This window comes from Bacillus sp. JJ1474 (genome assembly GCF_036965225.1).
Taxonomy (GTDB): Bacteria; Bacillota; Bacilli; order Bacillales; family Cytobacillaceae; genus Cytobacillus.
Genome location: NZ_JBALPC010000021.1, coordinates 38,609 through 63,466 on the forward strand (window position 1 = coordinate 38,609; position 24,858 = coordinate 63,466).

24 protein-coding genes, 1 pseudogene and 2 other annotated features are annotated in these 24,858 nt (G+C 40.2%); all 25 genes and pseudogenes read right to left on the reverse strand.

The genetic code is table 11. The features are described from left to right. Window positions 1–114: 114 nt before the first annotated feature. On the reverse strand, window positions 115–3,675 hold the full coding sequence (rpoB, locus tag V7164_RS03400; protein WP_335353384.1) for a DNA-directed RNA polymerase subunit beta: 3,561 nt from the start codon (window positions 3,673–3,675) through the stop codon (window positions 115–117). Between the two features lie 377 nt (window positions 3,676–4,052). After that, window positions 4,053–4,655, reverse strand: a complete 603-nt coding sequence (locus V7164_RS03405) for a class I SAM-dependent methyltransferase (RefSeq protein ID WP_335346156.1) — start codon at window positions 4,653–4,655, stop codon at window positions 4,053–4,055. Window positions 4,656–4,744: 89 nt separating this feature from the next. Continuing rightward, window positions 4,745–5,107 (reverse strand): 50S ribosomal protein L7/L12, encoded by a 363-nt coding sequence (rplL, locus tag V7164_RS03410; RefSeq protein ID WP_335346155.1) that lies wholly within the window; start codon window positions 5,105–5,107, stop codon window positions 4,745–4,747. A 60-nt stretch (window positions 5,108–5,167) separates the two neighbouring features. Beyond that, complete coding sequence (rplJ, locus tag V7164_RS03415; RefSeq protein ID WP_335346164.1) at window positions 5,168–5,668, reverse strand: 50S ribosomal protein L10; 501 nt, start codon at window positions 5,666–5,668, stop codon at window positions 5,168–5,170. Window positions 5,669–5,702: 34 nt separating this feature from the next. Continuing rightward, window positions 5,703–5,838: a sequence feature (ribosomal protein L10 leader region), on the reverse strand. A gap of 66 nt (window positions 5,839–5,904) precedes the next feature. Next, entirely contained in the window at window positions 5,905–6,603 is a 699-nt protein-coding gene (gene rplA / locus V7164_RS03420) for a 50S ribosomal protein L1 (RefSeq protein ID WP_335346154.1), read from the reverse strand. Window positions 6,604–6,787: 184 nt separating this feature from the next. After that, window positions 6,788–7,213, reverse strand: a complete 426-nt coding sequence (gene rplK, locus V7164_RS03425; protein ID WP_066301589.1) for a 50S ribosomal protein L11 — start codon at window positions 7,211–7,213, stop codon at window positions 6,788–6,790. Between the two features lie 189 nt (window positions 7,214–7,402). Beyond that, entirely contained in the window at window positions 7,403–7,936 is a 534-nt protein-coding gene (nusG, locus tag V7164_RS03430) for a transcription termination/antitermination protein NusG (RefSeq protein ID WP_315666859.1), read from the reverse strand. A gap of 166 nt (window positions 7,937–8,102) precedes the next feature. Further along, window positions 8,103–8,285 carry a preprotein translocase subunit SecE gene (gene secE / locus V7164_RS03435; protein ID WP_066301592.1) on the reverse strand — a complete coding sequence of 61 codons (183 nt, stop codon included), beginning with the start codon at window positions 8,283–8,285 and terminating at the stop codon, window positions 8,103–8,105. Window positions 8,286–8,427: 142 nt separating this feature from the next. After that, window positions 8,428–8,571: a 50S ribosomal protein L33 gene (rpmG, locus tag V7164_RS03440; protein WP_315668897.1), complete on the reverse strand. Its 144-nt coding sequence runs from the start codon at window positions 8,569–8,571 to the stop codon at window positions 8,428–8,430. Window positions 8,572–8,681: 110 nt separating this feature from the next. Next, the gene (sigH, locus tag V7164_RS03445) at window positions 8,682–9,293 is read right to left on the reverse strand and encodes an RNA polymerase sporulation sigma factor SigH (protein ID WP_231735073.1); all 612 of its coding nucleotides are present in this window, start codon (window positions 9,291–9,293) and stop codon (window positions 8,682–8,684) included. Between the two features lie 116 nt (window positions 9,294–9,409). Beyond that, window positions 9,410–9,919: an NYN domain-containing protein gene (locus V7164_RS03450; RefSeq protein ID WP_150929534.1), complete on the reverse strand. Its 510-nt coding sequence runs from the start codon at window positions 9,917–9,919 to the stop codon at window positions 9,410–9,412. A 2-nt stretch (window positions 9,920–9,921) separates the two neighbouring features. Beyond that, complete coding sequence (gene rlmB, locus V7164_RS03455) at window positions 9,922–10,665, reverse strand: 23S rRNA (guanosine(2251)-2'-O)-methyltransferase RlmB (protein ID WP_335346153.1); 744 nt, start codon at window positions 10,663–10,665, stop codon at window positions 9,922–9,924. After that, window positions 10,662–11,087 (reverse strand): Mini-ribonuclease 3, encoded by a 426-nt coding sequence (locus V7164_RS03460; protein WP_335346152.1) that lies wholly within the window; start codon window positions 11,085–11,087, stop codon window positions 10,662–10,664. The genes rlmB and V7164_RS03460 overlap by 4 nt, the downstream gene beginning before the upstream one ends. 3 nt (window positions 11,088–11,090) lie before the next feature. Beyond that, window positions 11,091–12,494, reverse strand: coding sequence for a cysteine--tRNA ligase (cysS, locus tag V7164_RS03465; protein ID WP_335346151.1), 1,404 nt, complete (start codon window positions 12,492–12,494; stop codon window positions 11,091–11,093). Continuing rightward, window positions 12,475–13,143, reverse strand: coding sequence for a serine O-acetyltransferase (cysE, locus tag V7164_RS03470; protein ID WP_335353385.1), 669 nt, complete (start codon window positions 13,141–13,143; stop codon window positions 12,475–12,477). The genes cysS and cysE overlap by 20 nt, the downstream gene beginning before the upstream one ends. Before the next feature lie 229 nt (window positions 13,144–13,372). After that, window positions 13,373–13,619 (reverse strand) — a binding site (T-box leader). Window positions 13,620–13,662: 43 nt separating this feature from the next. Beyond that, on the reverse strand, window positions 13,663–15,120 hold the full coding sequence (gene gltX, locus V7164_RS03475) for a glutamate--tRNA ligase (RefSeq protein ID WP_335346149.1): 1,458 nt from the start codon (window positions 15,118–15,120) through the stop codon (window positions 13,663–13,665). Between the two features lie 49 nt (window positions 15,121–15,169). After that, window positions 15,170–15,649 (reverse strand): 2-C-methyl-D-erythritol 2,4-cyclodiphosphate synthase, encoded by a 480-nt coding sequence (ispF, locus tag V7164_RS03480; protein ID WP_335346148.1) that lies wholly within the window; start codon window positions 15,647–15,649, stop codon window positions 15,170–15,172. Window positions 15,650–15,677: 28 nt separating this feature from the next. Beyond that, window positions 15,678–16,370, reverse strand: a complete 693-nt coding sequence (gene ispD, locus V7164_RS03485) for a 2-C-methyl-D-erythritol 4-phosphate cytidylyltransferase (protein ID WP_335346147.1) — start codon at window positions 16,368–16,370, stop codon at window positions 15,678–15,680. A gap of 20 nt (window positions 16,371–16,390) precedes the next feature. After that, window positions 16,391–17,473 (reverse strand): PIN/TRAM domain-containing protein, encoded by a 1,083-nt coding sequence (locus V7164_RS03490; RefSeq protein ID WP_335346146.1) that lies wholly within the window; start codon window positions 17,471–17,473, stop codon window positions 16,391–16,393. Window positions 17,474–17,668: 195 nt separating this feature from the next. After that, window positions 17,669–18,742: pseudogene (gene disA, locus V7164_RS03495) on the reverse strand (DNA integrity scanning diadenylate cyclase DisA). Window positions 18,743–18,745: 3 nt separating this feature from the next. Further along, on the reverse strand, window positions 18,746–20,125 hold the full coding sequence (radA, locus tag V7164_RS03500) for a DNA repair protein RadA (RefSeq protein ID WP_335346144.1): 1,380 nt from the start codon (window positions 20,123–20,125) through the stop codon (window positions 18,746–18,748). Between the two features lie 125 nt (window positions 20,126–20,250). After that, window positions 20,251–22,698: an ATP-dependent protease ATP-binding subunit ClpC gene (gene clpC, locus V7164_RS03505; RefSeq protein WP_335346143.1), complete on the reverse strand. Its 2,448-nt coding sequence runs from the start codon at window positions 22,696–22,698 to the stop codon at window positions 20,251–20,253. Window positions 22,699–22,702: 4 nt separating this feature from the next. Beyond that, a complete protein-coding gene (locus tag V7164_RS03510) occupies window positions 22,703–23,782 on the reverse strand; it encodes a protein arginine kinase (RefSeq protein ID WP_335346142.1) in 1,080 nt (359 codons plus the stop codon). Between the two features lie 2 nt (window positions 23,783–23,784). Beyond that, window positions 23,785–24,333, reverse strand: a complete 549-nt coding sequence (locus tag V7164_RS03515; protein WP_335346141.1) for a UvrB/UvrC motif-containing protein — start codon at window positions 24,331–24,333, stop codon at window positions 23,785–23,787. Window positions 24,334–24,357: 24 nt separating this feature from the next. Further along, window positions 24,358–24,768, reverse strand: coding sequence for a CtsR family transcriptional regulator (locus tag V7164_RS03520; protein WP_438824015.1), 411 nt, complete (start codon window positions 24,766–24,768; stop codon window positions 24,358–24,360). Window positions 24,769–24,858: the final 90 nt, after the last annotated feature.

Consider the following 24,858-nt stretch of genomic DNA (forward strand, 5'->3'; position numbering starts at 1 on the left):
CTCCGGGCTATGCCCATTTTGCCCATAAAAAGCAATTGGGGTGCAATGATAATGTTCATCAGCCCCGCTTAAATATGCGAAGGCTGTGAACTAATATTAAATTTTATCCGTAACCTACTCTTTAGTAACAACTTCTTCAGCTTCTGAGTTTTGCGGTTCAGGAGCAATTGTGAAGGATTCAGCTTGCTGCATATCCTCCTCATCCTCCGTATCACGCATTTCAATTTCTTTCTCATCACCTGAAAGAATCTTAACATCCATACCTAGACTTTGAAGTTCTTTAATTAATACTTTAAATGACTCAGGTACTCCAGGCTCTGGAACGTTTTCGCCTTTGACGATGGCTTCATACGTTTTCACACGTCCTACAACATCATCCGATTTAACCGTTAAGATTTCCTGCAATGTATAAGCAGCGCCATACGCTTCAAGCGCCCATACTTCCATCTCTCCGAAACGCTGTCCGCCAAATTGAGCTTTACCGCCCAAAGGCTGCTGTGTAACAAGAGAGTATGGACCTGTCGAACGAGCATGAAGTTTATCATCAACCATGTGAGCAAGTTTAATCATATACATGACACCAACAGATACCCGGTTGTCAAAAGGCTCTCCTGAACGTCCATCATATAGGACTGTTTTCGCATCACGCGCCATTCCAGCCTCTTCAATAGTTGCCCAAACATCTTCTTCAGTTGCACCATCAAATACAGGAGAAGCAACGTGGATGCCCAAAGATCTGGCAGCCATACCAAGATGCAGCTCAAGCACCTGTCCAATGTTCATACGTGATGGTACCCCTAATGGGTTTAACATAATATCAACAGGTGTTCCGTCCGGCATATAAGGCATATCTTCTTCTGGTAAAATTCTAGAGATAACCCCTTTGTTACCATGTCGTCCGGCCATCTTATCCCCTTCGGAGATTTTACGCTTTTGAACAATGTAAACACGCACGAGTTGATTTACGCCTGGGGGCAACTCATCTCCATCTTCTCGATTAAAGACTTTAACATCCAGAACGATTCCGCCGCCGCCGTGTGGAACACGAAGGGAAGTATCACGGACTTCTCGAGCCTTTTCACCAAAGATAGCATGTAATAATCTTTCTTCCGCAGTAAGTTCTGTTACACCCTTAGGGGTTACCTTACCTACTAGCAAATCGCCATCCTTAACCTCAGCACCTGTACGAATAATTCCTCTTTCATCCAGATTGCGAAGAGCATCCTCCCCAACGTTTGGAATATCACGAGTAATTTCTTCAGGTCCGAGCTTCGTATCACGAGATTCTGATTCATACTCCTCAATATGGATAGAGGTGTAAACATCATCTTTCACGAGACGCTCACTCATAATGATGGCATCCTCATAGTTATATCCATCCCATGTCATGAAGGCAACTAGGACATTACGCCCAAGTGCTAATTCCCCAAGCTCCATGGAAGGACCGTCGGCTAAGATTTCACCCTTCGTAACACGGTTGCCAACAGCAACGATTGGACGCTGGTTGTAGCAAGTTCCTTGGTTGGAACGGATGAATTTCAGCATTCTATATTTATCAAGATCGCCTTTTACTTCTTGGCCATCTACATTAACAATTCTGCGAACCCATACTTCGCGGGCTTCAACATGTTCAACGATTCCTTCGTGCTTACAAATGACCGCAGCACCGGAGTCTTTTCCAGATACATATTCCATACCTGTTCCAACTCTTGGAGCTTCTGGCTGCATCAAAGGTACAGCTTGACGTTGCATGTTTGCACCCATTAGTGCACGGTTGGAGTCATCATTTTCTAAGAACGGAATACACGCTGTAGCAGCAGATACAACCTGCTTTGGTGATACATCCATGTAGTCGGCACGATCACGAGGGACAACTGTGTTTTCACCTTTGAAACGTGCTACAACTTCCTCTTCAAGGAAGGAACCGTCATCAGCAAGAAGCACATTGGCCTGGGCTACTACATAGTTATCTTCTTCATCAGCCGTTAAATAATCAATACGGTCTGTTACTTTGCCTGTTTCAGGGTCAACACGACGATAAGGCGTTTCAATAAAGCCGAATCTGTTCACCTTTGCAAATGATGATAATGAGTTAATCAATCCAATATTCGGTCCCTCAGGAGTCTCAATCGGACACATACGGCCATAGTGGGAATAGTGAACGTCACGCACTTCAAAGCCGGCGCGTTCACGAGTTAATCCACCTGGTCCAAGCGCAGATAAACGGCGTTTATGCGTTAATTCTGCAAGCGGATTTGTCTGATCCATGAATTGAGATAACTGTGAGCTTCCGAAGAACTCTTTAATAGATGCAATGACAGGGCGAATATTAATTAATTGCTGCGGAGTGATCGTGTTTGTATCTTGAATGGACATTCTTTCACGAACCACACGTTCCATTCTGGAAAGACCAATACGGAACTGGTTTTGTAAAAGCTCACCAACAGAACGCAAACGTCGATTTCCAAGATGATCAATGTCATCTGTATCCCCTACAGAATGCAATAGGTTAAAGAAGTAGCTGATAGAAGCAATGATATCTGAAGGTGATATATTCTTTACTGCCTCTTCAACATACGCGTTCCCAATTACATTAATAACCTTTTCGCCATCTTCGTTAGGTGCATAAATTTTAATAGACTGAAGCGTGATATCCTCATCAAGTACACCACCAACAAGGCTAACTGTCTTGAAACCAATATCTTTTTCAAGGTTTGGCAGAATGCGGTCAAGTGTACGCCTATCAAGAGTTACACCTTTTTCAGCAATAATTTCGCCTGTTTCCGGATCAACTAGCGTTTCAGCTAATTTTTGCCCGAACAATCTATTTTTTATATGAAGCTTTTTATTAATCTTGTATCTTCCTACGTTTGCTAAATCATAACGCTTAGGGTCGAAAAACCTTGAAACTAATAAACTTTTCGCATTATCTACAGTTGGAGGTTCGCCAGGACGAAGGCGTTCGTAAATTTCTAATAACGCCTTATCTGTACCTTCTGTATTGTCTTTCTCTAGCGTGTTGCGAATGTATTCATTGTCTCCAATCAAATCGATGATTTCTTGATCAGAACCGAACCCAAGGGCACGCAAAAGAACCGTAACGGGCAGTTTCCGAGTACGATCTATTCTAACGTACACGACATCCTTGGCATCTGTTTCATACTCAAGCCAAGCGCCGCGGTTCGGGATGACAGTTGCCGTAAAGCCTTTCTTCCCGTTTTTATCTAATTTTCCACTATAATATACACTCGGTGAACGAACAAGCTGAGATACGATTACACGTTCAGCTCCATTGATCACAAATGTACCTGTTTCCGTCATAAGCGGGAAGTCACCCATAAAAACATCCTGGTCTTTAACTTCGCCTGTTTCTTTGTTTACAAGACGTACCTTTACACGTAACGGTGCAGAGTATGTAACATCTCGTTCTTTCGATTCCTCAACGGAATACTTTGGATCGCCAAGGCTGTAATCAATAAATTCAAGCGATAAATTACCAGTAAAGTCTTCAATCGGCGAAATGTCCTGGAACATTTCACGTAAACCCTCATCAAGAAACCATTGATAAGAAGAGGTTTGGATTTCGATTAGATTTGGTAATTCTAAAACTTCACTGATTCGCGCGTAACTCCTACGTTGGCGGTGTCGTCCATACTGAACAAGTTGACCTATCAACTGATTCACCCCTCAAATCAAGCTTAATGGCAATAATATTCTCAAATAGAACAACTGTCCTATCTTAAGACAAAGGATATGTTAAATAATATCGTTGACCTGTAAAAAGCCATTTCCAACATGTTCTCGAATGTTTTCGTCTCGAATAAAACTCGTTAACATGCACATAAATAACCAAATCAACAACCATCATTAATTCACCCATGACAAAAAGAAAAAAGGGTTTTTAGTTCAAAAAACCACATTTTCACATAACGACAATATTTTATTATCTTTCCCATTAAAAACCAAAATTATACAACTTTTGTGTATTTTAGTAAATAATCGGAACGTATTATGTTGGCATTATATAATGCTAACATACGCAAAAAGTCAAGTCAATCTTTTTTTGCCCGCAAAATATAATAGCCTTTTTTCTTTTCTACCGTTTCTATTTCACTAAAAAACTCTGATAGCTTTTCAATAGCTGACGGGGCTCCCTGCTTTTTTTGTATCACTACCCAGAGATCTCCGCCTTTCTGTAATTTATGATAGCTTTGCTCAAAAATATCATGAACAACTTTTTTGCCCGCCCGAATTGGAGGATTCGTTAATACCGCCGCAAACTTGTCAGCCTTAACATTTTCAAGGCGATCACTTTCATAAATACATACATTTTTAATTTGATTTAACTCCGCATTTTCACGAGCGAGTGCTAACGCCCTTGAATTAACATCCACCATATGGACAAGGCGGTCCTCCATAAGCTTCGCTGCTGAAAGTCCAATCGGTCCATATCCACAGCCAACATCAAGGATGTTCCCTTCAATACCTGGCTGTTCGAACATTTCGATTAGCAGCCTGGATCCAAAATCAACTTCGCTTTTTGAGAAAACTCCATTATCCGTCTTAAAACGAAATGAATGCTCCTTTAAAGTAAAGCTCCAATATTTAGGATTACTTTCTGTACTTTGTGTTTTGGAATAGTAATGTTCTGACACGATATCGTCACCTCCAACGGGGATTTGGCTGTAGAAATAATGAGAGGTTAAAAAAAGCCCGCTATACAGCGAGCTTTTCTTTTTCTATATTACTTAACTTCAACGCCAGCTCCAACTTCTTCAAGTTTAGCTTTGATTTCTTCAGCTTCTTCTTTAGAAGCGCCTTCTTTGATTGCTTTTGGAGTGTTGTCAACAAGTTCTTTTGCTTCTTTAAGTCCAAGACCTGTGATTTCACGAACAACTTTGATAACTTTGATTTTTTGATCGCCTGCAGAAGCAAGGATTACATCAAAATCAGTTTTTTCTTCCTCAGCAGCACCAGCAGCACCACCCATAACAGCTACAGGAGCTGCAGCAGTTACACCAAATTCTTCTTCAATAGCTTTTACTAAGTCGTTTAATTCTAAAACAGTCATAGATTTTACTGCTTCAATGATTTGTTCTTTAGTCATGATAATGTTTCCTCCTTATATTTGGTTTAAACCGATGTGTTTATCGTTAAAAAATTCAACTTACGCGCCTTGTTCTTCTTTTTGGTCTGCAACAGCTTTTGCAGCAAGAGCAAGATTGCGGATAGGTGCTTGAAGCACGCTGAGTAGCATAGATAGTAAGCCTTCGCGAGATGGTAGTTCTGCAAGAGCCTTAATTTCTTCTGCTGATGCAACGTTTCCTTCAATTACACCTGCTTTAATTTCAAGTGCTTCATTCTTTTTAGCGAAGTCATTGATGATTTTTGCTGGAGCAATTACATCTTCAGTACTGAATGCAACCGCATTAGGACCAGTTAATACTTCGTTTAAAGCAGCTAGTTCGGCAACTTCTGCAGCACGGCGTGTTAAAGTATTTTTGTATACTTTGAATTCAACACCAGCTTCACGAAGCTGTTTACGAAGTTCAGTTACTTGAGCAACAGATAGACCGCGGTAGTCAACAACAACTGTTGATACACTAGCCTTTAGTTTGTCAGCAATTTCTTCGACAGTTTGTTTCTTTTGTTCGATAGCACTGCTCATCTTTACACCTCCTGTAGAAATTTCTGCACTTATACCGTTCAATAAAAAACCTCCACATCAAGCAGACATGGAGGGAGTATACAATAGGCAAAACAATAATCTATCGTATGACCTCGGCAGGATATTAAGCAAGAAGCACCTGCTGTCTACGGTACAAATGGTATTATATTTAACAACAAAATACATATTACTAAATGTAATTTTGTTTGTCAATCTTGTAAGTTAATTTCCAATAATTACTTAACTGTAACAGTTGAAGGATCTACTTTAACGCCAGGTCCCATAGTTGAAGTAACAGATACGTTCTTCATGTAAGTACCTTTTGCAGCAGATGGTTTAACTTTAAGCATTGTTTCGAAAATTGTGTTGAAGTTTTCGATAAGCTTTTCGTTTTCGAAAGAAACTTTACCGATAGGAACATGGATGTTACCAGCTTTATCAGTGCGGTATTCTACTTTACCTGCTTTAATTTCGTTAACAGCTTTTTCCACATCAAATGTAACTGTACCAGTTTTAGGGTTTGGCATTAAGCCTTTTGGTCCTAACACACGACCAAGCTTACCAACTTCACCCATCATGTCAGGTGTCGCAACGATTACATCGAAATCAAACCAGCCTTGGCTGATTTTGTTGATGTACTCTGCATCGCCTACATAATCTGCTCCAGCAGCTTCTGCTTCCTTCGCTTTTTCACCCTTTGCGAATACTAAAACGCGTTGAGTTTTACCAGTACCGTTTGGAAGCACAACCGCTCCACGAATATTCTGGTCAGCTTTCTTAGGGTCAATTCCTAAGCGGAAAGCAACTTCTACAGTCGCATCAAACTTAGTAAAGTTTGTTTTCTTTGCAAGATCAATCGCTTCTTCGATTGGATAAGCCTTCATACGGTCTACAAGCTTAGAAGCTTCTAAAAACTTTTTGCCTTTTTTAGCCATTGTATTTTCCTCCTAGATTGTGGTTTTAGCGGAATAACCTCCCACTTTGAAAAGCGCAGGCGCCTTTAGCAGCGCCAGAGCTAGACATCAGAAAAGCACAAAGCCTTAGACAGAACAAAGGTTGCGTGTGAAACCAAGCTCAGCAACGCAACCCCATTGAACAGCCTAAAACTCTAAGCATGGATTAGTCTTCGATAACGATACCCATGCTGCGTGCAGTACCTTCAACCATAAGCATTGCAGCTTCTACGCTAGCAGCGTTTAGGTCAGGCATTTTTGTTTCAGCAATCTCGCGTACCTTGTCACGCTTGACTGTTGCTACTTTATTACGGTTTGGTTCACCAGAACCAGACTGAATTCCAGCTGCTACTTTTAGAAGAACGGCAGCAGGAGGAGTTTTCGTAATAAATGTAAATGAACGGTCTTCAAAAACCGTAATTTCAACAGGAATGATTAGGCCAGCTTGTTCAGCTGTACGTGCGTTAAATTCTTTACAGAATCCCATGATATTAACACCCGCTTGACCTAGTGCAGGTCCTACTGGCGGTGCAGGGTTTGCTTTACCTGCTGGAATTTGTAATTTTACAAGTTTGATTACTTTTTTAGCCACGAGACACACCTCCTTAAAGTCCGTGATGTGGTAAATGGGGCCTTAGTGACTGTTAGGGTCCCCTCCCACTCAACTTATAGTCTTTATATCAAGATAAAGAACATAACAATAGTCCGGTCTCTAAACCTGAGACATACTGACCTTTGAAATATTATCACTTTTCAAAGCTAATTTCAAGTTTTTTTCAAATTATAGTTTCTCTATTTGAGAAAAATCCAACTCAACCGGCGTGTCACGGCCAAACATATTAACAAGGACTTTAATTTTCGCTTTGTCTCTGTCAATATCTTCAATCGATCCTGTAAAGTTGGCGAATGGTCCCTCTTTCACTTGAACCATTTCTCCGATTTCAAAGTTAATTTCTACTCGTCTTTCTTCAACACCCATACGCTTCAAGATTACATTAACTTCTTCAGGCAATAGCGGTGTCGGTTTAGAGCCGTGACCTGCTGATCCGACAAAGCCCGTAACGCCTGGTGTATTCCGAACTACGTACCATGAATCATCTGTCATCACAATTTCTACAAGTACATAGCCTGGAAAAACTTTACGCTTTACTACTTTCTTTTTGCCGTTTTTGAAATCAGTTTCTTCTTCTTCCGGAACGATAACCCGGAAGATTTTATCTTGCATTCCCATAGATTCTACGCGTTTCTCCAGGTTTGCCTTTACTTTATTTTCGTAACCGGAATACGTATGAACAACATACCAATTCTTTTCCATTCAAGGGGACTAAATCGTCCTTCCCTCCCTGTATCATTAAATAGGTTTGACTATTTTCGTAAAAAACTGCCTATATAAAACATTTTTTAACCAAATAAAAAACCCGTTACCGGGCTTTGCAAATGTTTCCTGTGCTATTCACCATTATACCATGGATATACAGGGGTTATTCAAGAATTAATCGAATCAATTCAGAAATACCTAAGTCAACCACTGCGAAGAACACTGCAAAAAACGCAACAGTTGCTAGGACTGTTACAGTATAGCCAGTCAGTTCTTTGCGCTTTGGCCAACTGACCTTTTTCATTTCACGTCCAATATCACGGAAAAAATTCAAGATGCGCTGCATATTGTAACCCCCAACTTACTTATAATCTAAGTAAATTTCATAATGAATTTAAACAATCGAAAAATCAAATTACGATTATTCTAGTGAATAAGAAGTTTATGAAATTTAGAAAAATACATATATAAAATTCGACAATAATTACTTACTTTGTTTCTCTATGAATGGTATGATTGCTGCATGTTTTACAATACTTCTTAAGCTCTAGGCGCTCGGAGTCTTTATTATTCATTGTTGAATAATTTCTGGATCCGCACTCTTTGCATGCTAGTACTACTTTTTTTCTCATCATTCCACCTACTAAAATACATTTACGTCCTTAAAACTTTATCACGGACCATAAACGATGTCAATAACAGGGAAAGTGGAGATTGAGTGATCTGCTTGTTCCCATCCGCTCTATAAAGTAATTTCTCGGACCTCCAAATACCGCTCAAGCTTTCGTTTCACCCTTTGCAGAGCGTTGTCTATTGATTTCACATGACGGTTTAATTCTTCCGAAATTTCTTGATAAGATTGTCCATCCAAATAAAGGGAAAGTACTTTTCTTTCAAGATCACTAAGCAGCTCGGACATTTTGACCTCAATATGATCAAACTCTTCCTGATTAATGATTAATTCCTCAGGATCCATTACCTTTGCACCAGAAATAACATCCATTAACGTTCGATCTGATTCTTCATCATAAATCGGCTTGTCCAATGACACGTATGAGTTCAGCGGAATGTGCTTCTGCCTTGTAGCGGTTTTGATGGCTGTGATAATTTGTCTAGTAATGCACAGCTCTGCAAACGCTTTAAACGAAGATAGCTTGTCCTCTTTAAAATCACGAATAGCCTTGTATAAGCCAATCATTCCTTCTTGAACAATATCTTCCTTATCTGCACCAATTAAAAAATATGATCTTGCTTTGGCACGTACAAAATTGCGATACTTATGAATTAAATAATCTAACGCTTCACTCTCGCCTTTATGCACTAAATCAATCAATTCTTCATCTTCAAGCTGCATATACCCTAAATTATTCTCATCGATTGTTTTCAAGTCAGTATCCACTAAGATCCCCCCGACCGCACCAAGCATAGATAGAAATATTATACAGTAAGAATTTTTCCAGCGTCAACCACTCATTGGTCTCCTCTGCGCCACTTTTCAAAAATTTCTGCCATTTCCTTGCTAAGCGGGATTTTCGAAAATGGCTGCTTTTCCTGAATCTTCTTTACCCTTTTTTCTATTTTACTTTCAATCGAATTCATTTCATTTAATAATTCTCTTGAGGACTTTCGCAGCGCACCCTGTCCAAAAATTGCCCATTGCTCTGTATAGTCGGAGGTTGCAACATGAACTTGGGTTTTAATATTGTTTAGGCTGATGGCAAGTTTCTCAATTCTTTCATCAGCCGTCTCATTTGTCCGTGTAAAAATAACTTCCACTTTTGAATCCTTATATTTCTTCTCGGTACCCTTCACATAATGAGCGTCAAATACGACTATGACCCTATATCCAGAATACCCCTGATACTCTGCCATTTTTTCAATTAACCGGTCTCTGGCAGCTGCTAAATCCTTTTTCTTTAGCTCTCTTAGCTCTGGCCAGGCACCAATTACGTTATACCCGTCAACAAGTAGGATGTCCATTTCTATCCCTCAAGAGGATGTCGCTTCCTGTAGACCTCATACATTAAAAGAGCTGCTGCAACAGATGCATTCAGAGAAGTCACATGGCCTGCCATCGGTAAATGGATTAAGAAATCACATTTATCCCGGATTAATCGTCCCATACCTTTTCCTTCACTTCCAATGACAAGACCAAGCGGCAATGTTCCGTCAAAACGGCGGTAATCTTCACTTCCCTTGGCATCTGTCCCGGCAATCCAAACGCCTTTTTCTTTAAGTTCATCGATTGTTCTAGCCATATTTGTCACACGGACAACAGGGATATGCTCAATCGCGCCAGTCGATGCCTTAGCAACTGTCGCCGTTAAACCTACCGCTCTCCGCTTCGGAATAATAATTCCATGTGCACCTACTGCATCAGCTGTTCTCATGATCGACCCTAGATTATGAGGGTCTTCTATTTCATCTAATAATAAGAAAAAGGGGGCCTCGTTTCTTTTTTCGGCTGCTTGGAAAAGATCATCTATTTCCGCATATTGGTAGGCTGCAACCTGTGCAACAACCCCTTGATGATTCCCTTCCGCCATCTGATCTAATTTCTTCTTCGGGACAAATTGAACAAATACATTTGATGCTTTGGCAAGCCCAATTACCTGCTGCATTTGTCCTCCTTGTGACCCCTCTGCTATGAAAATTTTATTAATATCCCGTCCTGATTTAAGTGCTTCCATTACAGGGTTTTTTCCCATAATAAAATCTTGGCTCATTTAGAATTTCCTCCTTTCCTTTCTTCTACTATTCGAAAAGCAGACAAGATCACTTCCTCCTGCCGCTCCTCTTTACCTGATAAATGTAAATAGCCAATTAACGCTTCAAATGCCGTGCTATATCGGTAGGTTTGAACATCTGTATTTTTCGGGACAGAACCGGACTTTGCATTTCTTCCTCTTTTCACAACGGCAATTTCCTCTTCTGTCAGAAAGTCTGAATCCAGCATCTGGTGAATAATGACCGATTGAGCTTTAGCAGACACATAATGAGTGGCCTCTCTATGCAGCTGATTTGGCCTAACCTGCCCATGCTGGATAAGATGTCTTCTGACATAGATTTCAAAAACAGCATCGCCCATATAAGCAAGGGCGAGGCTGTTTAGCTGTTTCTCATCAATTTTATGATCGTATTGAAGCATTCTTTAGCCTCTTTTCCATCTAATGCCTTGAGGTGTATCTTCAAGAATGATGTTCATGTCTTTTAGCTGATCACGGATTTGGTCGGCTAATTGGAAGTTTCGATCCTTACGTGCTTGAATACGCTCCTGGATTAAACGCTCAATCTCTTCATCGAGCAAATCCTCTTTCGGGAAATCTAAAGTGAGCCCAAGCACTTGGAAAAGATCCTCAAATTCCTTAGTAAATGCCTTAATCACTTGTAGGGAGGTATTTTTCTCCATTAAATAATAATTCGCTAATTTGGAAAGCTCAAAGAGAACAGAAATGGCATTTGCTGTATTAAAATCATCGTCCATTGCCTTGATAAATTCTTCGTGCTGTGCTGCAATTTTATCTAGCCATTCTTGATTGTTTTCAGTTAGGTCTGCACTTGTTTCTTGGCGATGCTTCAAGTTTTGGTAGGATGTTTTAATTCTTTCTATACCCGCACGCGTATTTTCTAGTAATTCTTCACTATAGTTAATTGGGTTGCGATAATGAACGGACAGCATGAAGAATCGAAGCACCTGCGGATCATGATTCTTAATAATGTCATGGACAAGAACAAAGTTACCAAGTGATTTTGACATTTTTTCATTATCGATATTAATATAGCCGTTATGCATCCAATAACGCGCAAATGTTTTTCCGCTTACTGCTTCCGATTGGGCGATTTCATTTTCATGGTGAGGGAAGGCTAAATCCTGTCCGCCCGCATGAATATCAATTGTTTCGCCTAAATATTTTTTCGCCATCGCGGAGCACTCTATGTGCCAGCCAGGGCGACCTTTTCCCCATGGGCTATCCCAATAAATTTCTCCTTCTTTTGCTGCCTTCCAAAGGGCAAAATCAAGAGCGTCTTCCTTCTTTTCTCCTACAGCAATGCGGGCGCCTGACCGAAGCTCATCAATGGATTGGTGAGAAAGCTTTCCATACTCCTTAAATTTGCGGGTATGGTAGTAGACATCCCCTTCAGATTCATAGGCATATCCCTTTTCAATTAATGCTTCAATGAATTCAATAATAATGTCCATGCTCTCAGTCACTCTCGGGTGGGCGTCAGCACGTTTGCAGCCAAGCGCCGAAACATCTGAAAAATAGGCATCGATAAAGCGCTCTGCAATGACGGGAACTTCTTCTCCCAATTCATTCGCCGCACGGATTAATTTATCATCAACATCTGTGAAATTAGAGATGTACTTGATATCATAACCTCTATACTCAAAATATCTTCTAACCGTATCAAAAACAATTGGCGGTCTTGCATTTCCTATATGAATATAATTATAAACAGTTGGACCGCACACATACATTTTTACCTTCCCTTTCTCTAAAGGGATAAACGGCTCTTTCTGTCTTGTTAGTGTATTATAAATTTGAATGGCCATTAACTAGGCTCCTTTCTTTCTTAAGGTCCTCTAATTCATTGCTCAGTTGGGCAATTTCTTTTTCCAATTCTTTAAATCGATCTGCAATAGGATCAGGAAGGTCGCTGTGATTTAAATCTTTTTTAATACGAACACCATCCTGGATTTTTACTTTACCTGGTATTCCTACTACTGTCGAATTAGGAGGCACTTCATGTAAAACGACAGATCCCGCTCCAACCTTCGAATTTTCCCCGATCGTAATGGATCCAAGCACCTTTGCTCCTGTAGCAATCAAGGCATTATCCTTAATAGTAGGATGCCGCTTTCCTTTCTCTTTCCCGGTTCCTCCTAATGTTACCCCTTGGAAAATGGTTACATTATCACCAATTTCGCAAGTCTCCCCAATGACTACCCCCATCCCATGGTCAATGAAAAGTTTTCTTCCGATTTTCGCACCTGGATGAATTTCAATTCCTGTGAAAAAGCGGCTGATTTGTGAGATGACTCTTGCAAGAAAATAGAGTTTTCTTTTAAAAAGCGCGTGTGCTAATCGATGTGCCCATATGGCATGCAGGCCTGAATAAGTTAAGATTACCTCTAAATAACTTCTTGCAGCCGGATCCTGTTCAAATATAACTTCGATATCTTCCTTTAGCCTATTAAACACGTTTGTCCCCTCCCTAATCTTCATTCGATAATTTATTTATAAAAAAGATTTTTTCGAATAGTATTTTCCGGGAAATTTTTTATTTCCACAGGTTAAAAAAGAGTGTGTACATGGTGCTTTTTTCAGTGAGGATAAGCTTTCATATCGAAGACTTTTAATAATACCCCCCTCCAAAATTGTTATATCGTTTTTGTATTTTGGGTATAAAAAAAACGCCTCCGTCAATTACGACAGAGACGCTTTATGCGCGGTTCCACTCTGTTTAGACATCGAAATGTCTCAACTTTTACTTGTTAACGGATTAGTTCCGCTCACTTCTATTAGGAAAATTTCATACTGCTAAGATATGAAAAATCCGTTCGAAATGAGGCTCAGAGGGGCACTTCAGATCAATGAGAGGCTTAAACCACTTTCAGCCGGTGATGGTTCTCTCTAAAAAGCATCATATTCTTACTTTTCCTCTTCAACACTTTTCATTTATTGAGTTACTTATTACTATATTACATTTTGGGCAATATGTTAATCTAAAATACTCATTAATCGCATTTTTACTTTTTCTTTCCCGAAAAGCTCAATTGCCTGCGGGAGATCCGGCCCATGAGTCTGGCCTGTTATCGCAACGCGGATAGGCATAAAGAGCTTCTTGCCTTTATGGCCAGTAGATTTTTGCACAGCCTTCATCGCAGCCTTAATTTCATCGGCCTTGAATTCACTTATGCCTTCAATTTCCTGTAGAAAAGCAGTTAGAACCTCTGGAACCTGTTCCTCTTCGATAACAGCCTTCGCTTCATCATCCATAACTGTTTTATCACTAAAGAAAATCTCTGACATCTCTACAATTTCAGCGCCGTAGCTCATTTTTTCCTGATATAAGGAAATGAGGCTGCGCACCCATTGTGTTTCCTCTTCAGTCAAGTTCTCACTAATTCGGCCCGCTTTTACAAGATGTGGCTGAGAAATGGCGACAAGACGATCAATATCAATCGTTTTCATATATTGATTGTTCATCCATGTCAGCTTTTGTTTATCGAAAAGAGCAGGTGATTTAGATAAGCGGCTAGCATCAAAAATATTAATGAACTCCTCCTTAGAGAAAATTTCTTCCTCGCCAGATGGAGACCATCCTAATAGGGCAATAAAGTTAAATAGGGCTTCAGGCAAATAGCCTAGCTCCTCGTATTGCTCGATAAACTGGATAATGGACTCATCACGCTTACTTAATTTTTTGCGGCTCTCATTGACAATTAATGTCATATGTCCAAAAACCGGAGCTTCCCAGCCGAGAGCATCATAAATCATCAATTGCTTAGGTGTATTGGAGATGTGATCATCCCCTCTTAATACATGGGAAATCTGCATTAAATGATCATCAACCGTTACGGCAAAATTATAGGTAGGTGTGCCATCTTTTTTGACGATAACATGATCACCAATTCCATCTGATTCAAAGGATACATTTCCTTTAACCATATCATCGAAAGCATATACTTTACCTTGTGGAACTAAGAAGCGAACGCTCGGCTGTCTTCCTTCTGCTTCAAGCTTTGTACGCTCCTCTGGAGACAAATGACGGCATTTGCCGGAGTAAGCTGGCGTTTCTCCTTTAGCCGTTTGCGCTTCTCTTTCAGCCTCTAACTCTTCTTCCGTACAATAGCATTTATAGGCAGAACCATTTTCAAGAAGTTCATGATAATACTTTTCATAAATATCATTTCTCTCAGATTGGCGATAAGGGCCAAAGCCGCCATCCTTATCCACGCTTTCATCCCAATCAATCCCGAGCCATGTTAAGTACTTTAACTGACTTTCTTCTCCGCCTTCAATATTACGTTTCTTGTCAGTATCTTCAATACGGATGATAAATTTCCCGCCTTTGCTTCTAGCAAATAAATAATTGAATAAAGCTGTACGGGCATTACCGATATGTAAATGTCCAGTTGGACTAGGGGCATAACGTACACGAATATCGTTTGACATATTACTTATGTCCTCCTCTAAAAATCTACTTTTTTATTGATTTATTTTATCATTTCTTTTTCTGCAATAAAACAGCAACTTGTGAAGCAATTCCCTCGCCTCTGCCGACAAATCCTAGCTTCTCAGTTGTCGTAGCCTTTACGTTAATGTTTTCAACAGAGGTTTCTAGTAATTGGGCTATTCTCTCCCTAATTTGGCCAATATATGGAGCCATTTTTGGTCTTTGAGCAATGATGGTACAATCTGCATTGACAAGCTCATACCCTTTTTCCTTAACTAAATTCCACACATGTTCTAATAATTTTGCTGAATCTGCATCTTTGAACTCAGGATCGGTATCGGGAAAATGCCTTCCGATGTCTCCTTCACCGATTGCCCCTAGACAAGCATCAGCCACTGTATGTAATAGTACATCCGCATCAGAATGACCTAATAAACCTTTTTCATATGGAATTTCAATTCCGCCTAGTATAAGCGGGCGCCCTTCCGTTAATTGATGCACATCAAAGCCTTGTCCAATTCGAAACATCTTATTGTCTCCTCTTTTATAAAAATAGTTATGGTTGATTGCCCATTCGTTTCCGAATAATGGCCTCTGCAAAATATAAATCCTCTGGCGTTGTCAGCTTAATATTGTCATAATTTCCTTCAACAATCATAACATCCTGCCCAGTCCGCTCCACCAAACTTGCATCATCGGTTCCGAGAAAATGATCTGCTTCAGCCTTCTGGTAAGCATTCATTAAAATAGAAAAACGAAAAGCCTGTGGGGTTTGGACAGCCCACAAGCTGGTTCTTTCTACCGTTTCAGTCACAATATTTCCGGCAGCCTTTTTTACTGTATCCTTTACAGGGACCGCTAGTATCGCGGCCCCATTTTTCTCTGCAGCTATTACTAACGAGTCGAGAAGTTTTTTATCAATAAATGGTCTTGCTGCATCGTGAACAAGAACGATTCCCTCTTGCTTCACACATTTTAAGGCATTATAAATACTATGCTGCCTTTCCTTTCCGCCAGGAGCTAAAGCTATCACCTTTGAAATGCCATATTCCTTAAGGAGCGCCTTCATTTCATTCTCATCCTGGGGATTGATGGCAAGATAAATGCCCTCGCAATTCTCATCTAGCTCAAAAACTCTTAATGTATGAATAAAAATCGGCTGTTGATCTATTTCTAATAAAACTTTATTCCTGCCCGCTCCCATTCTTTTTCCCTGGCCTGCAGCAGGAATGATGACTTGATAAGCCATTTCAAACAAACCCCAATCCCTTATAATGCTTTTTCCAATAGCTTTGGTTTCGCGAATATCATTCGTCCAGCTGAGGTTTGCAGAACACTCGTGACAAGGACATCAATATGCTTTCCGATGTAATCCCGGCCATCCTCGACCACAATCATTGTGCCATCATCCAGATAAGCAATTCCTTGATTTTGTTCCTTTCCATCTTTAATGACCTGTACCTTCATTTCTTCTCCAGGAAGAACAACCGGTTTAACAGCATTGGCTAGATCATTAATATTTAAGACAGAAACCCCTTGGAATTCGCAAACTTTATTTAGGTTAAAATCATTTGTAACAACGATTCCATTTGTTACTTTCGCAAGCTTCACTAGCTTGCTATCTACTTCCTGAATTTCTTCAAAGTCACCTTCATAAATCTCTACTTTAATCGCAAGCTCTTTCTGAATTCGGTTTAGAATGTCAAGACCTCTTCGTCCTCTATTCCGCTTTAAAACATCTGATGAGTCAGCAATATGCTGTAATTCTTCCAGAACAAACTGCGGGATGACAATGGTTCCTTCTAGAAATCCAGTTTGGCAAATATCGGCGATTCTGCCATCAATAATGACACTTGTATCCAATAATTTCAACACATTTTTCGGTGGTGCTTCAGTTTCTTCTTCTATATTCTTCTTCTTTCTGTTTGAAAATAAGGTTAGAAGCTCATCACGCTTTTTAAAGCCCACCTGAAAACCTAAATAGCCAAATATAAGGGTTAACACAATAGGAGCAACAGTATTTAAGACAGGCACTTCAATAGTTGTTAAAGCATACCCAATTAAAAAGGCGATGATTAATCCAAAAACTAAGCCAACGCTTCCAAAGATAATATCGGTTATGGGTGCTTTTACAAGCGACTCTTCCACCCATTTAACAACATTTACAACATGATCAACCGCCCAAAAAGAAATAAGATAAAAAATAATGGCACCTAACAAGGCGGATACATATGGATTATTTAAAAGAGCAATGTCATCCAGGGATATTAATATTAATAGTTCGGGAATGAGAAATATCCCCAGCGTAATCCCGATTATCAGAAAGCATGCTTGAACAATACGTTTTAACATACCTTCACCTCCTTTTATTCATTATAAACAGATTTTTAAAATTGAAACCTTGGAGCAGAAAAAATTATATTAAAATATAGATGATGAAAAAAAAGAATCTATTACAAACTAGGGTAGCACCATTGGTAATCAAGTGTCAAATAATACAAATAACCGATCATTTTATCATAACGGCATATATAGTTCAATGGTCACTTAAAGCTGCCGATCTGCTAAAAGCTGTTTTTTTATCAATTTTAGGCCTTCTTTTATTTTTTTAGCCCTTACTTCCCCAATTCCTTCAACTTCATCTAATTCCTCTACTGACGCAGAAACAATAGTTGGGAGATCCATAAACCGAAGAATTAAATTTTCAATAATAATAGGAGGCAATCTTGGGATTTTTGATAACATCCGATAGCCACGGGGACACCTAAACTCTTCCGTATGGACATAGCCGTTATATCCTAATAGCTTTAAAATAACTGAATCCTCCAGCATTTTCCCGACCGACAACTCTTGTAATTTATCAAACATTTCATTAGGGTGAGTGTCTTTTGAATGAGCATAATCCCTAATAATTAAATCTATTTCTCTCTCAATACCGTCTAAAAGCTCGTTCATTTGTAAGCGAATCAGTCTTCCTTCTATCCCAAGCTCGTTTAAATAAGTTAGTAATTCATTTTTTATCCTTAGGACCATTTCAATGCTGTGAAACACGCTTAATATATCGCTGTAAGTCACAATTTCCTCAAATTCCAGCACACTTAAATTAGAAATATCCTCTTCTAAGACAATCTTGTATTTTTCAAGTGTTTGTAAGGCTACATTTGCCTTAGTCAAAATAACCCCAATATCCCTAAGTGCGTAGCGAAAATGGCCCTTATAAAGGGTGATGACATTCCGCCTTTGTGAAATAGCTATAACAAGCTCTCCTGTCTGCTTTGCAACTCTTTCTGCTGTTCTGTGGCGCATGCCTGTCTCCGATGACGGAATAGTTGGATCTGGTGCTAATTGGGCATTTGCAATCAAAATTTTATTCCCTTCTTGATTTAATACGATCGCTCCATCCATTTTAGCCAACTCGTACAAATAGCTTGGTGAGAAAGAAGCATTTATTTGAAAGCCCCCATCAACGATATGTGTGATTTTGTCCTTACTTCCTTAAACAATTAAGCCTCCTGTATTTGCTCTTAGCACATTATCGATTCCTTCCCGAATCGGCGTACCTGGGGCCATAAATTGCAGAATTTCACTCATCGTTTTTTCACCAAGCTTTTTTAGCTCCATTCTCTAACCTCCTAAAGTTGCTTTTAATGCTTCACTGACGGAACTGACTCCTACAAGCTCAATTCCCTTTGGCCCAGACCAGCCCCCTAGGTTATTTGCTGGTAAAATCACACGTTCAAATCCAAGCTTGGCTGCCTCCTGAACACGCTGCTCTATCCTTGATACCCTTCTAACCTCTCCCGTTAAACCAACCTCGCCTATAATGCAGTCAGTAGCTCTTGTGGGCTTGTCACGAAAGCTAGAAGCGATGCTTACAGCAATGGCTAAGTCGATAGCAGGCTCATCAAGCTTCACCCCACCAGCGACCTTAAGGTAAGCATCTTGGTTCTGCAACAACATCCCGACTCGTTTTTCTAACACTGCCATCAATAGCGGGACACGATTATGATCGATTCCGGTTGCCATTCTCCGGGGATTTCCAAAGCTTGTTGGAGAAATAAGAGCCTGAATTTCTACAAGGACTGGACGAGTGCCCTCCATTGAAGCTACTACGGTTGAACCAGCCGCACCTTGGGATCGTTCCTCCAGGAAAATTTCTGATGGATTTTCCACTTCTTCTAAGCCAAACTCTTTCATTTCAAAGATCCCCATCTCGTTCGTGGAGCCGAAGCGGTTCTTGACTGCCCGCAAAATTCGGTATGTATGATGACGCTCACCTTCAAAGTAAAGAACCGTATCTACCATATGCTCCAATAGTCTTGGACCCGCAATGGAGCCTTCCTTTGTAACATGCCCGACAATAAATATGGCAATACCTTTCGTTTTCCCAATTCTCATTAACTCAGCCGTACACTCTCTTACTTGAGAGACGCTGCCTGGAGCAGAGGTTACTTCTGGGTGGAAAATTGTCTGGATGGAATCAACAATCACAAAGCTAGGATTGGCACTTTCAATAGTACGGCTAATTTCATCGAGGCTCGTTTCCGAATAAACGAGTAAATGTTCGGAAGCAACTCCTAGTCGATCCGCACGCAATTTCGTCTGCCTCATAGATTCCTCACCGGAAATATATAAGACAGAATGGTTTTTATTAGCTAATTGAGATGAGACCTGGAGAAGTAAGGTCGATTTCCCAATACCAGGGTCACCGCCAATCAGTACTAGCGAACCTCTGACAATTCCTCCCCCAAGCACCCTATTTAATTCATTCAAGTCTGTGTAAATACGAGGCTCGCTTACGGTTTCAATAGAAGTAATCGGTGTAGCTTTTGAAAGGACGGCCGAGCCCTGTGAGTGTGCGAAGGCTCCTCTTCTCGTACCAGCTGCTTTCTCTACTTCCTCTACCATCTTATTCCACACGCCGCAGCCTGGGCACTTCCCCATCCACTTTGGAGATTCGTAGCCGCATTCCTGACACATAAACTTTGTTTTTCTTTTGGCCATTCTAGTTTTCTTCCTCTTCTTTTTAATTAGAAAATCGCTTAATTATTTTACTATTAAGTGCAAAGAAGGCACACGCTCTTACGTGTACCCTCTTGATTTCCATCAGACCATTTGTTTAGACGCCATTATTTTTGTAAGGTTGCAGCAGGCTTTCCTTTTGCTGGTTCCACTACAAATTCCCCATCCTTGACATCAATAACAATACCCTGGCCTGTTAATACCGTTCCTTTTAACAATTCCTCAGATAATCGGTCCTCGACATGCTTTTGAATCGCTCTGCGAATAGGTCTAGCTCCATACTCAGGATCATAGCCTTCTTCAGCAATTTTCTCCTTCGCAGCATCTGTTAATTCAAGATTAATATCCTGTTCTTTTAATCGTTTTGTTAATTGATCAGACATTAGGGTCACGATTTCTTGCAGATGCTTCTTCTCTAACGCATGGAAAACAATGATTTCGTCAATACGGTTAAGGAATTCTGGACGGAATGATTTCTTCAGCTCCTCCATTACCTTACCTTTCATATCCTTGTAATCCTGTTGCCCATCCTGAATGTTAAAACCAACGTATTTATTTCTTCTCAAGGCTTCTGCGCCCACATTGGAAGTCATAATTAAAACGGTGTTCCGGAAGTCTACTGTTCTTCCCTTCGAATCCGTTAAGCGGCCATCCTCTAGTACTTGTAATAGAATATTAAATACATCTGGATGCGCTTTTTCAATTTCATCTAACAGGACGACCGAATAAGGCTTTCTGCGAACCTTTTCCGTTAACTGTCCTCCTTCTTCATATCCAACATAGCCTGGAGGAGATCCTACTAATCTGGATGTTGAATGCTTCTCCATGTATTCGGACATATCAATGCGGATCATTGCATCTTCATCACCAAACATTGATTCAGCCAGCGCACGGGCAAGCTCTGTTTTCCCTACTCCTGTTGGTCCAAGGAAAACAAATGAACCAATTGGCCTTTTTGGATCCTTTAATCCTGCTCTAGCACGGCGAACTGCTTTGGATATCGCTATTACCGCTTCTTCTTGGCCAATTACTCTAGAGTGTAAAATCTCTTCAAGGTTTAAGAGTTTTTGTGTTTCGGTTTGTGCTAGCTTCGAAACCGGAATTCCAGTCCAGCTTGAGACAACACTTGCAATGTCCTCAACGGTGACTTCACTATTTTCTTTGCCCTGCTTTTCCTTCCAAGATTTCTTAGTCTCCTCTAGCTGTTCACGAAGGCGCTGTTCCGTATCTCTTAATGAAGCAGCCTTTTCAAACTCCTGACTTTGGACGGCTGCATCCTTTTCTTTACGAACATCTTCAAGCTTTAGTTCTAATTCCTTTAAATTAGGAGGAGTAGTATAAGATCGCAGTCTTACCTTTGATCCTGCTTCATCAATTAAATCAATCGCTTTATCTGGAAGGAAACGATCTGAAATATAACGATCTGATAGTTTCACTGCTGCATTAATGGCTTCATCTGTAATGGTAACACGGTGATGTGCCTCATACCGATCTCTAAGTCCCTGCAAAATTTGTACAGATTCCTCTGCTGTTGGCTCATCAACAGTAATAGGCTGAAACCGTCTTTCTAATGCTGCATCTTTTTCAATATATTTACGGTATTCATCAAGGGTAGTTGCCCCAATGCATTGCAACTCTCCTCGGGCAAGAGATGGCTTAAGGATATTCGATGCATCAATTGCACCTTCCGCTCCTCCAGCACCAATTAAAGTGTGAAGTTCGTCAATGAATAAAATAATATTACCTGCCTGGCGAATTTCATCCATAACTTTCTTTAGTCGGTCTTCAAATTCACCACGATATTTTGTACCTGCAACAACTGTACCCATATCAAGGGTCATGACTCGTTTATCACGGAGAGTTTCTGGTACTTCGTTATTAATAATTTGCTGTGCTAAGCCTTCTGCAATAGCTGTTTTACCTACACCTGGTTCCCCAATGAGAACTGGATTGTTTTTTGTACGACGGCTTAAAACTTCGATTACACGCTGAATTTCCTTGCCGCGACCAATTACCGGATCCAAACTTCCTTCTCTGGCAATGGCTGTTAAATCTCTTGCCAATCCATCTAGTGTTGGGGTATTCGCACTTGCCGAAGATCCTTGATGACCCCCGGACTCATTGCTTCCCAATAACTGTAACACTTGTTGCCGTGCTTTATTTAGACTGACTCCGAGATTGTTAAGTACCCTTGCAGCAACGCCTTCCCCTTCGCGAATGAGGCCAAGGAGGATATGCTCTGTTCCTACATAGGAATGGCCTAATTTTCGTGCCTCATCCATGGAAAGTTCAATCACTTTTTTAGCTCTAGGCGTATAATGAATCGTCTGTGATGCATCCTGCCCTCTGCCGATTAAATTTTCTACTTCTTTTTGGATTTTATCAGAACCTAAGCCCAATGCATGCAGAGCCTTTGCAGCAATTCCTTCCCCTTCTCGTACAAGACCAAGCAAAATATGTTCTGTTCCAATATTGTTATGACCTAAACGAATGGCTTCCTCCTGAGCTAATGCTAACACCTTTTGTGCTCTCTCTGTAAAACGACCGAACATCATATTCTCATCCTCCTGTCTCTTCGTTTTCCATTTTCATTCTTTCCCTTATTAATGACGCCCGGCGAATATCCCGTTCATGAGGCCTTAATGGCCCTCCTGCATACTGCTGTAAAAAACCAGGCTGCGTCAGGATCATTAATTCATTTAAAATGTTTTTGGAAATATTAGTTAAATATTTCATATCAATCCCTAGCCGAACATCTGATAAACATCTCGCTGCTTCTTTTGATTCAATAATTCGGCAGTTTGATAAGATCCCATAAGAGCGGAAGACTCTATCTTCTAATTGTATGTTAGAAGTTTTCGCTAATGCTTCTCTAGCTGATCTTTCTTGTGAAATTAGCTGACTGACCACACTCTTTAGATCTTCAACAATATCCTTTTCAGACTTGCCAAGAGTGATTTGATTAGACACCTGAAAGATGTTCCCTAAAGCTTCGCTGCCTTCACCGTAAATTCCTCTAACAACTAACCCTAATTGATTAATAGCGGGTATAATTCTATTCATTTGCTGAGTGAGAACTAGCCCGGGCAAGTGAGCCATAACTGATGCCCTTATTCCTGTTCCAACATTAGTTGGGCAACTTGTCAAAAAGCCGGCGTTTTCATCATATGCATAATCAATCGTTTCTTCTAGCCAGTCATCCACTTCATTAGCCATATTCAAAGCCTCTGATAATTGGAATCCTGGAAATATGCATTGAATCCGTATATGATCCTCTTCGTTAATCATCATGCTTACTTCTTCATTTTCAGATAAAACGCAAGCACCATAAGAGGAATTCTCCGCGAGATGCGGACTGATTAAATGCTTTTCCATTAGAACCCTTTTCTGTAGCGGTTGGAGCTCATCCATCAGCAACAGCTCAAATTTCCCTAGTTTTGAAAAAGAGGAATTCTCGATCCTCTCCTTCATCATATGAATAACTAACTTGGCCTCGTCATTCGTAAATAGGGTTGGAAACTTGAATTGCTTTATATTTCTTGCCAGCCGAATTCTTGAGCTTAGGATAATATCTGAATCTGGACCTTCGGCACTCATCCAGGAGCTCACAGCTTGGTTAATGAATCGTTCTAGCGACAAGCTTACTTCCCTCCCTCGTGACTAGAGTTCAATTGGTTTTCTAGTAATCGAATCTCATCTCTTATTTCAGCTGCTCTTTCAAACTCTTCTTTGGATATGGAATCTTTTAAGCTTTGTTTCAATTCAACAATGCTCTTTCTTAAATGAATGGTTCCTCCGATTCTTGCAGGAATTTTTCCATTATGAACTGAATTCCCACTATGCAGCCTTCTCAATATTGGCTCGAGCTGGTCACTAAAAGCCTGGTAACAATGAGCACAGCCGAACCTTCCTACCTTTATAAATTGCTGAAAGGTCATAGAGCATTGTTCACATTGGAGAATTTCTTCCTGCTTAAATGGATCCTCCGTTGTATTTTGAAAGGTTGTATCCATATTCAGCAAACCGGCTAACAAGTTATGAATTGAAAAACCCGGTGCACCACTTAGCATGAACATATCGCCCTTTTCCTGAGCGCACTTTTCACATAAATGATACTCAGCCTTCTCTCCATTTAATATTTTCGTAAAATGAAGCGTTGCCGGCCTTTGATTACATTCCTGACATATCATGTTTTCACCTCTCCAGCTTGCTAACTATTTATATTTTAACGTTGTCAACATGGCTTTCAGCATTCTTGAGCGGAGTTCATCACGATAAGGGAGTTCAATATACAAGACAGAGCGATCGATTACGCTTAACATTATTTTTGCTTCCCTTTTTGTTATAATCTCTTCCTCTACAAGGCGGATAATAACATCCTCTGCACTGCTTTGGGCCAGTCGACCTTGAATTAACGATAATAATTGTTCAATTAAATGAGCATCGTCATGTGATTGTACTTTCATGATTCTAATATATCCGCCGCCGCCGCGTTTACTTTCAACTGCATAGCCTTTTTCAATTGTAAATCTCGTATTAATAACATAATTAATTTGGGACGGAACACATTGGAATTTATCTGCAATTTCACTTCTTTTAATTTCAACAATTTCCCTTTCGCTCATTTCTAAAACCCGTTTTAAATAATCTTCAATAATATCTGAGATATTTCTCAATACTCCTCCCCCCAAAATCTGACTTTGACTATATTTGAC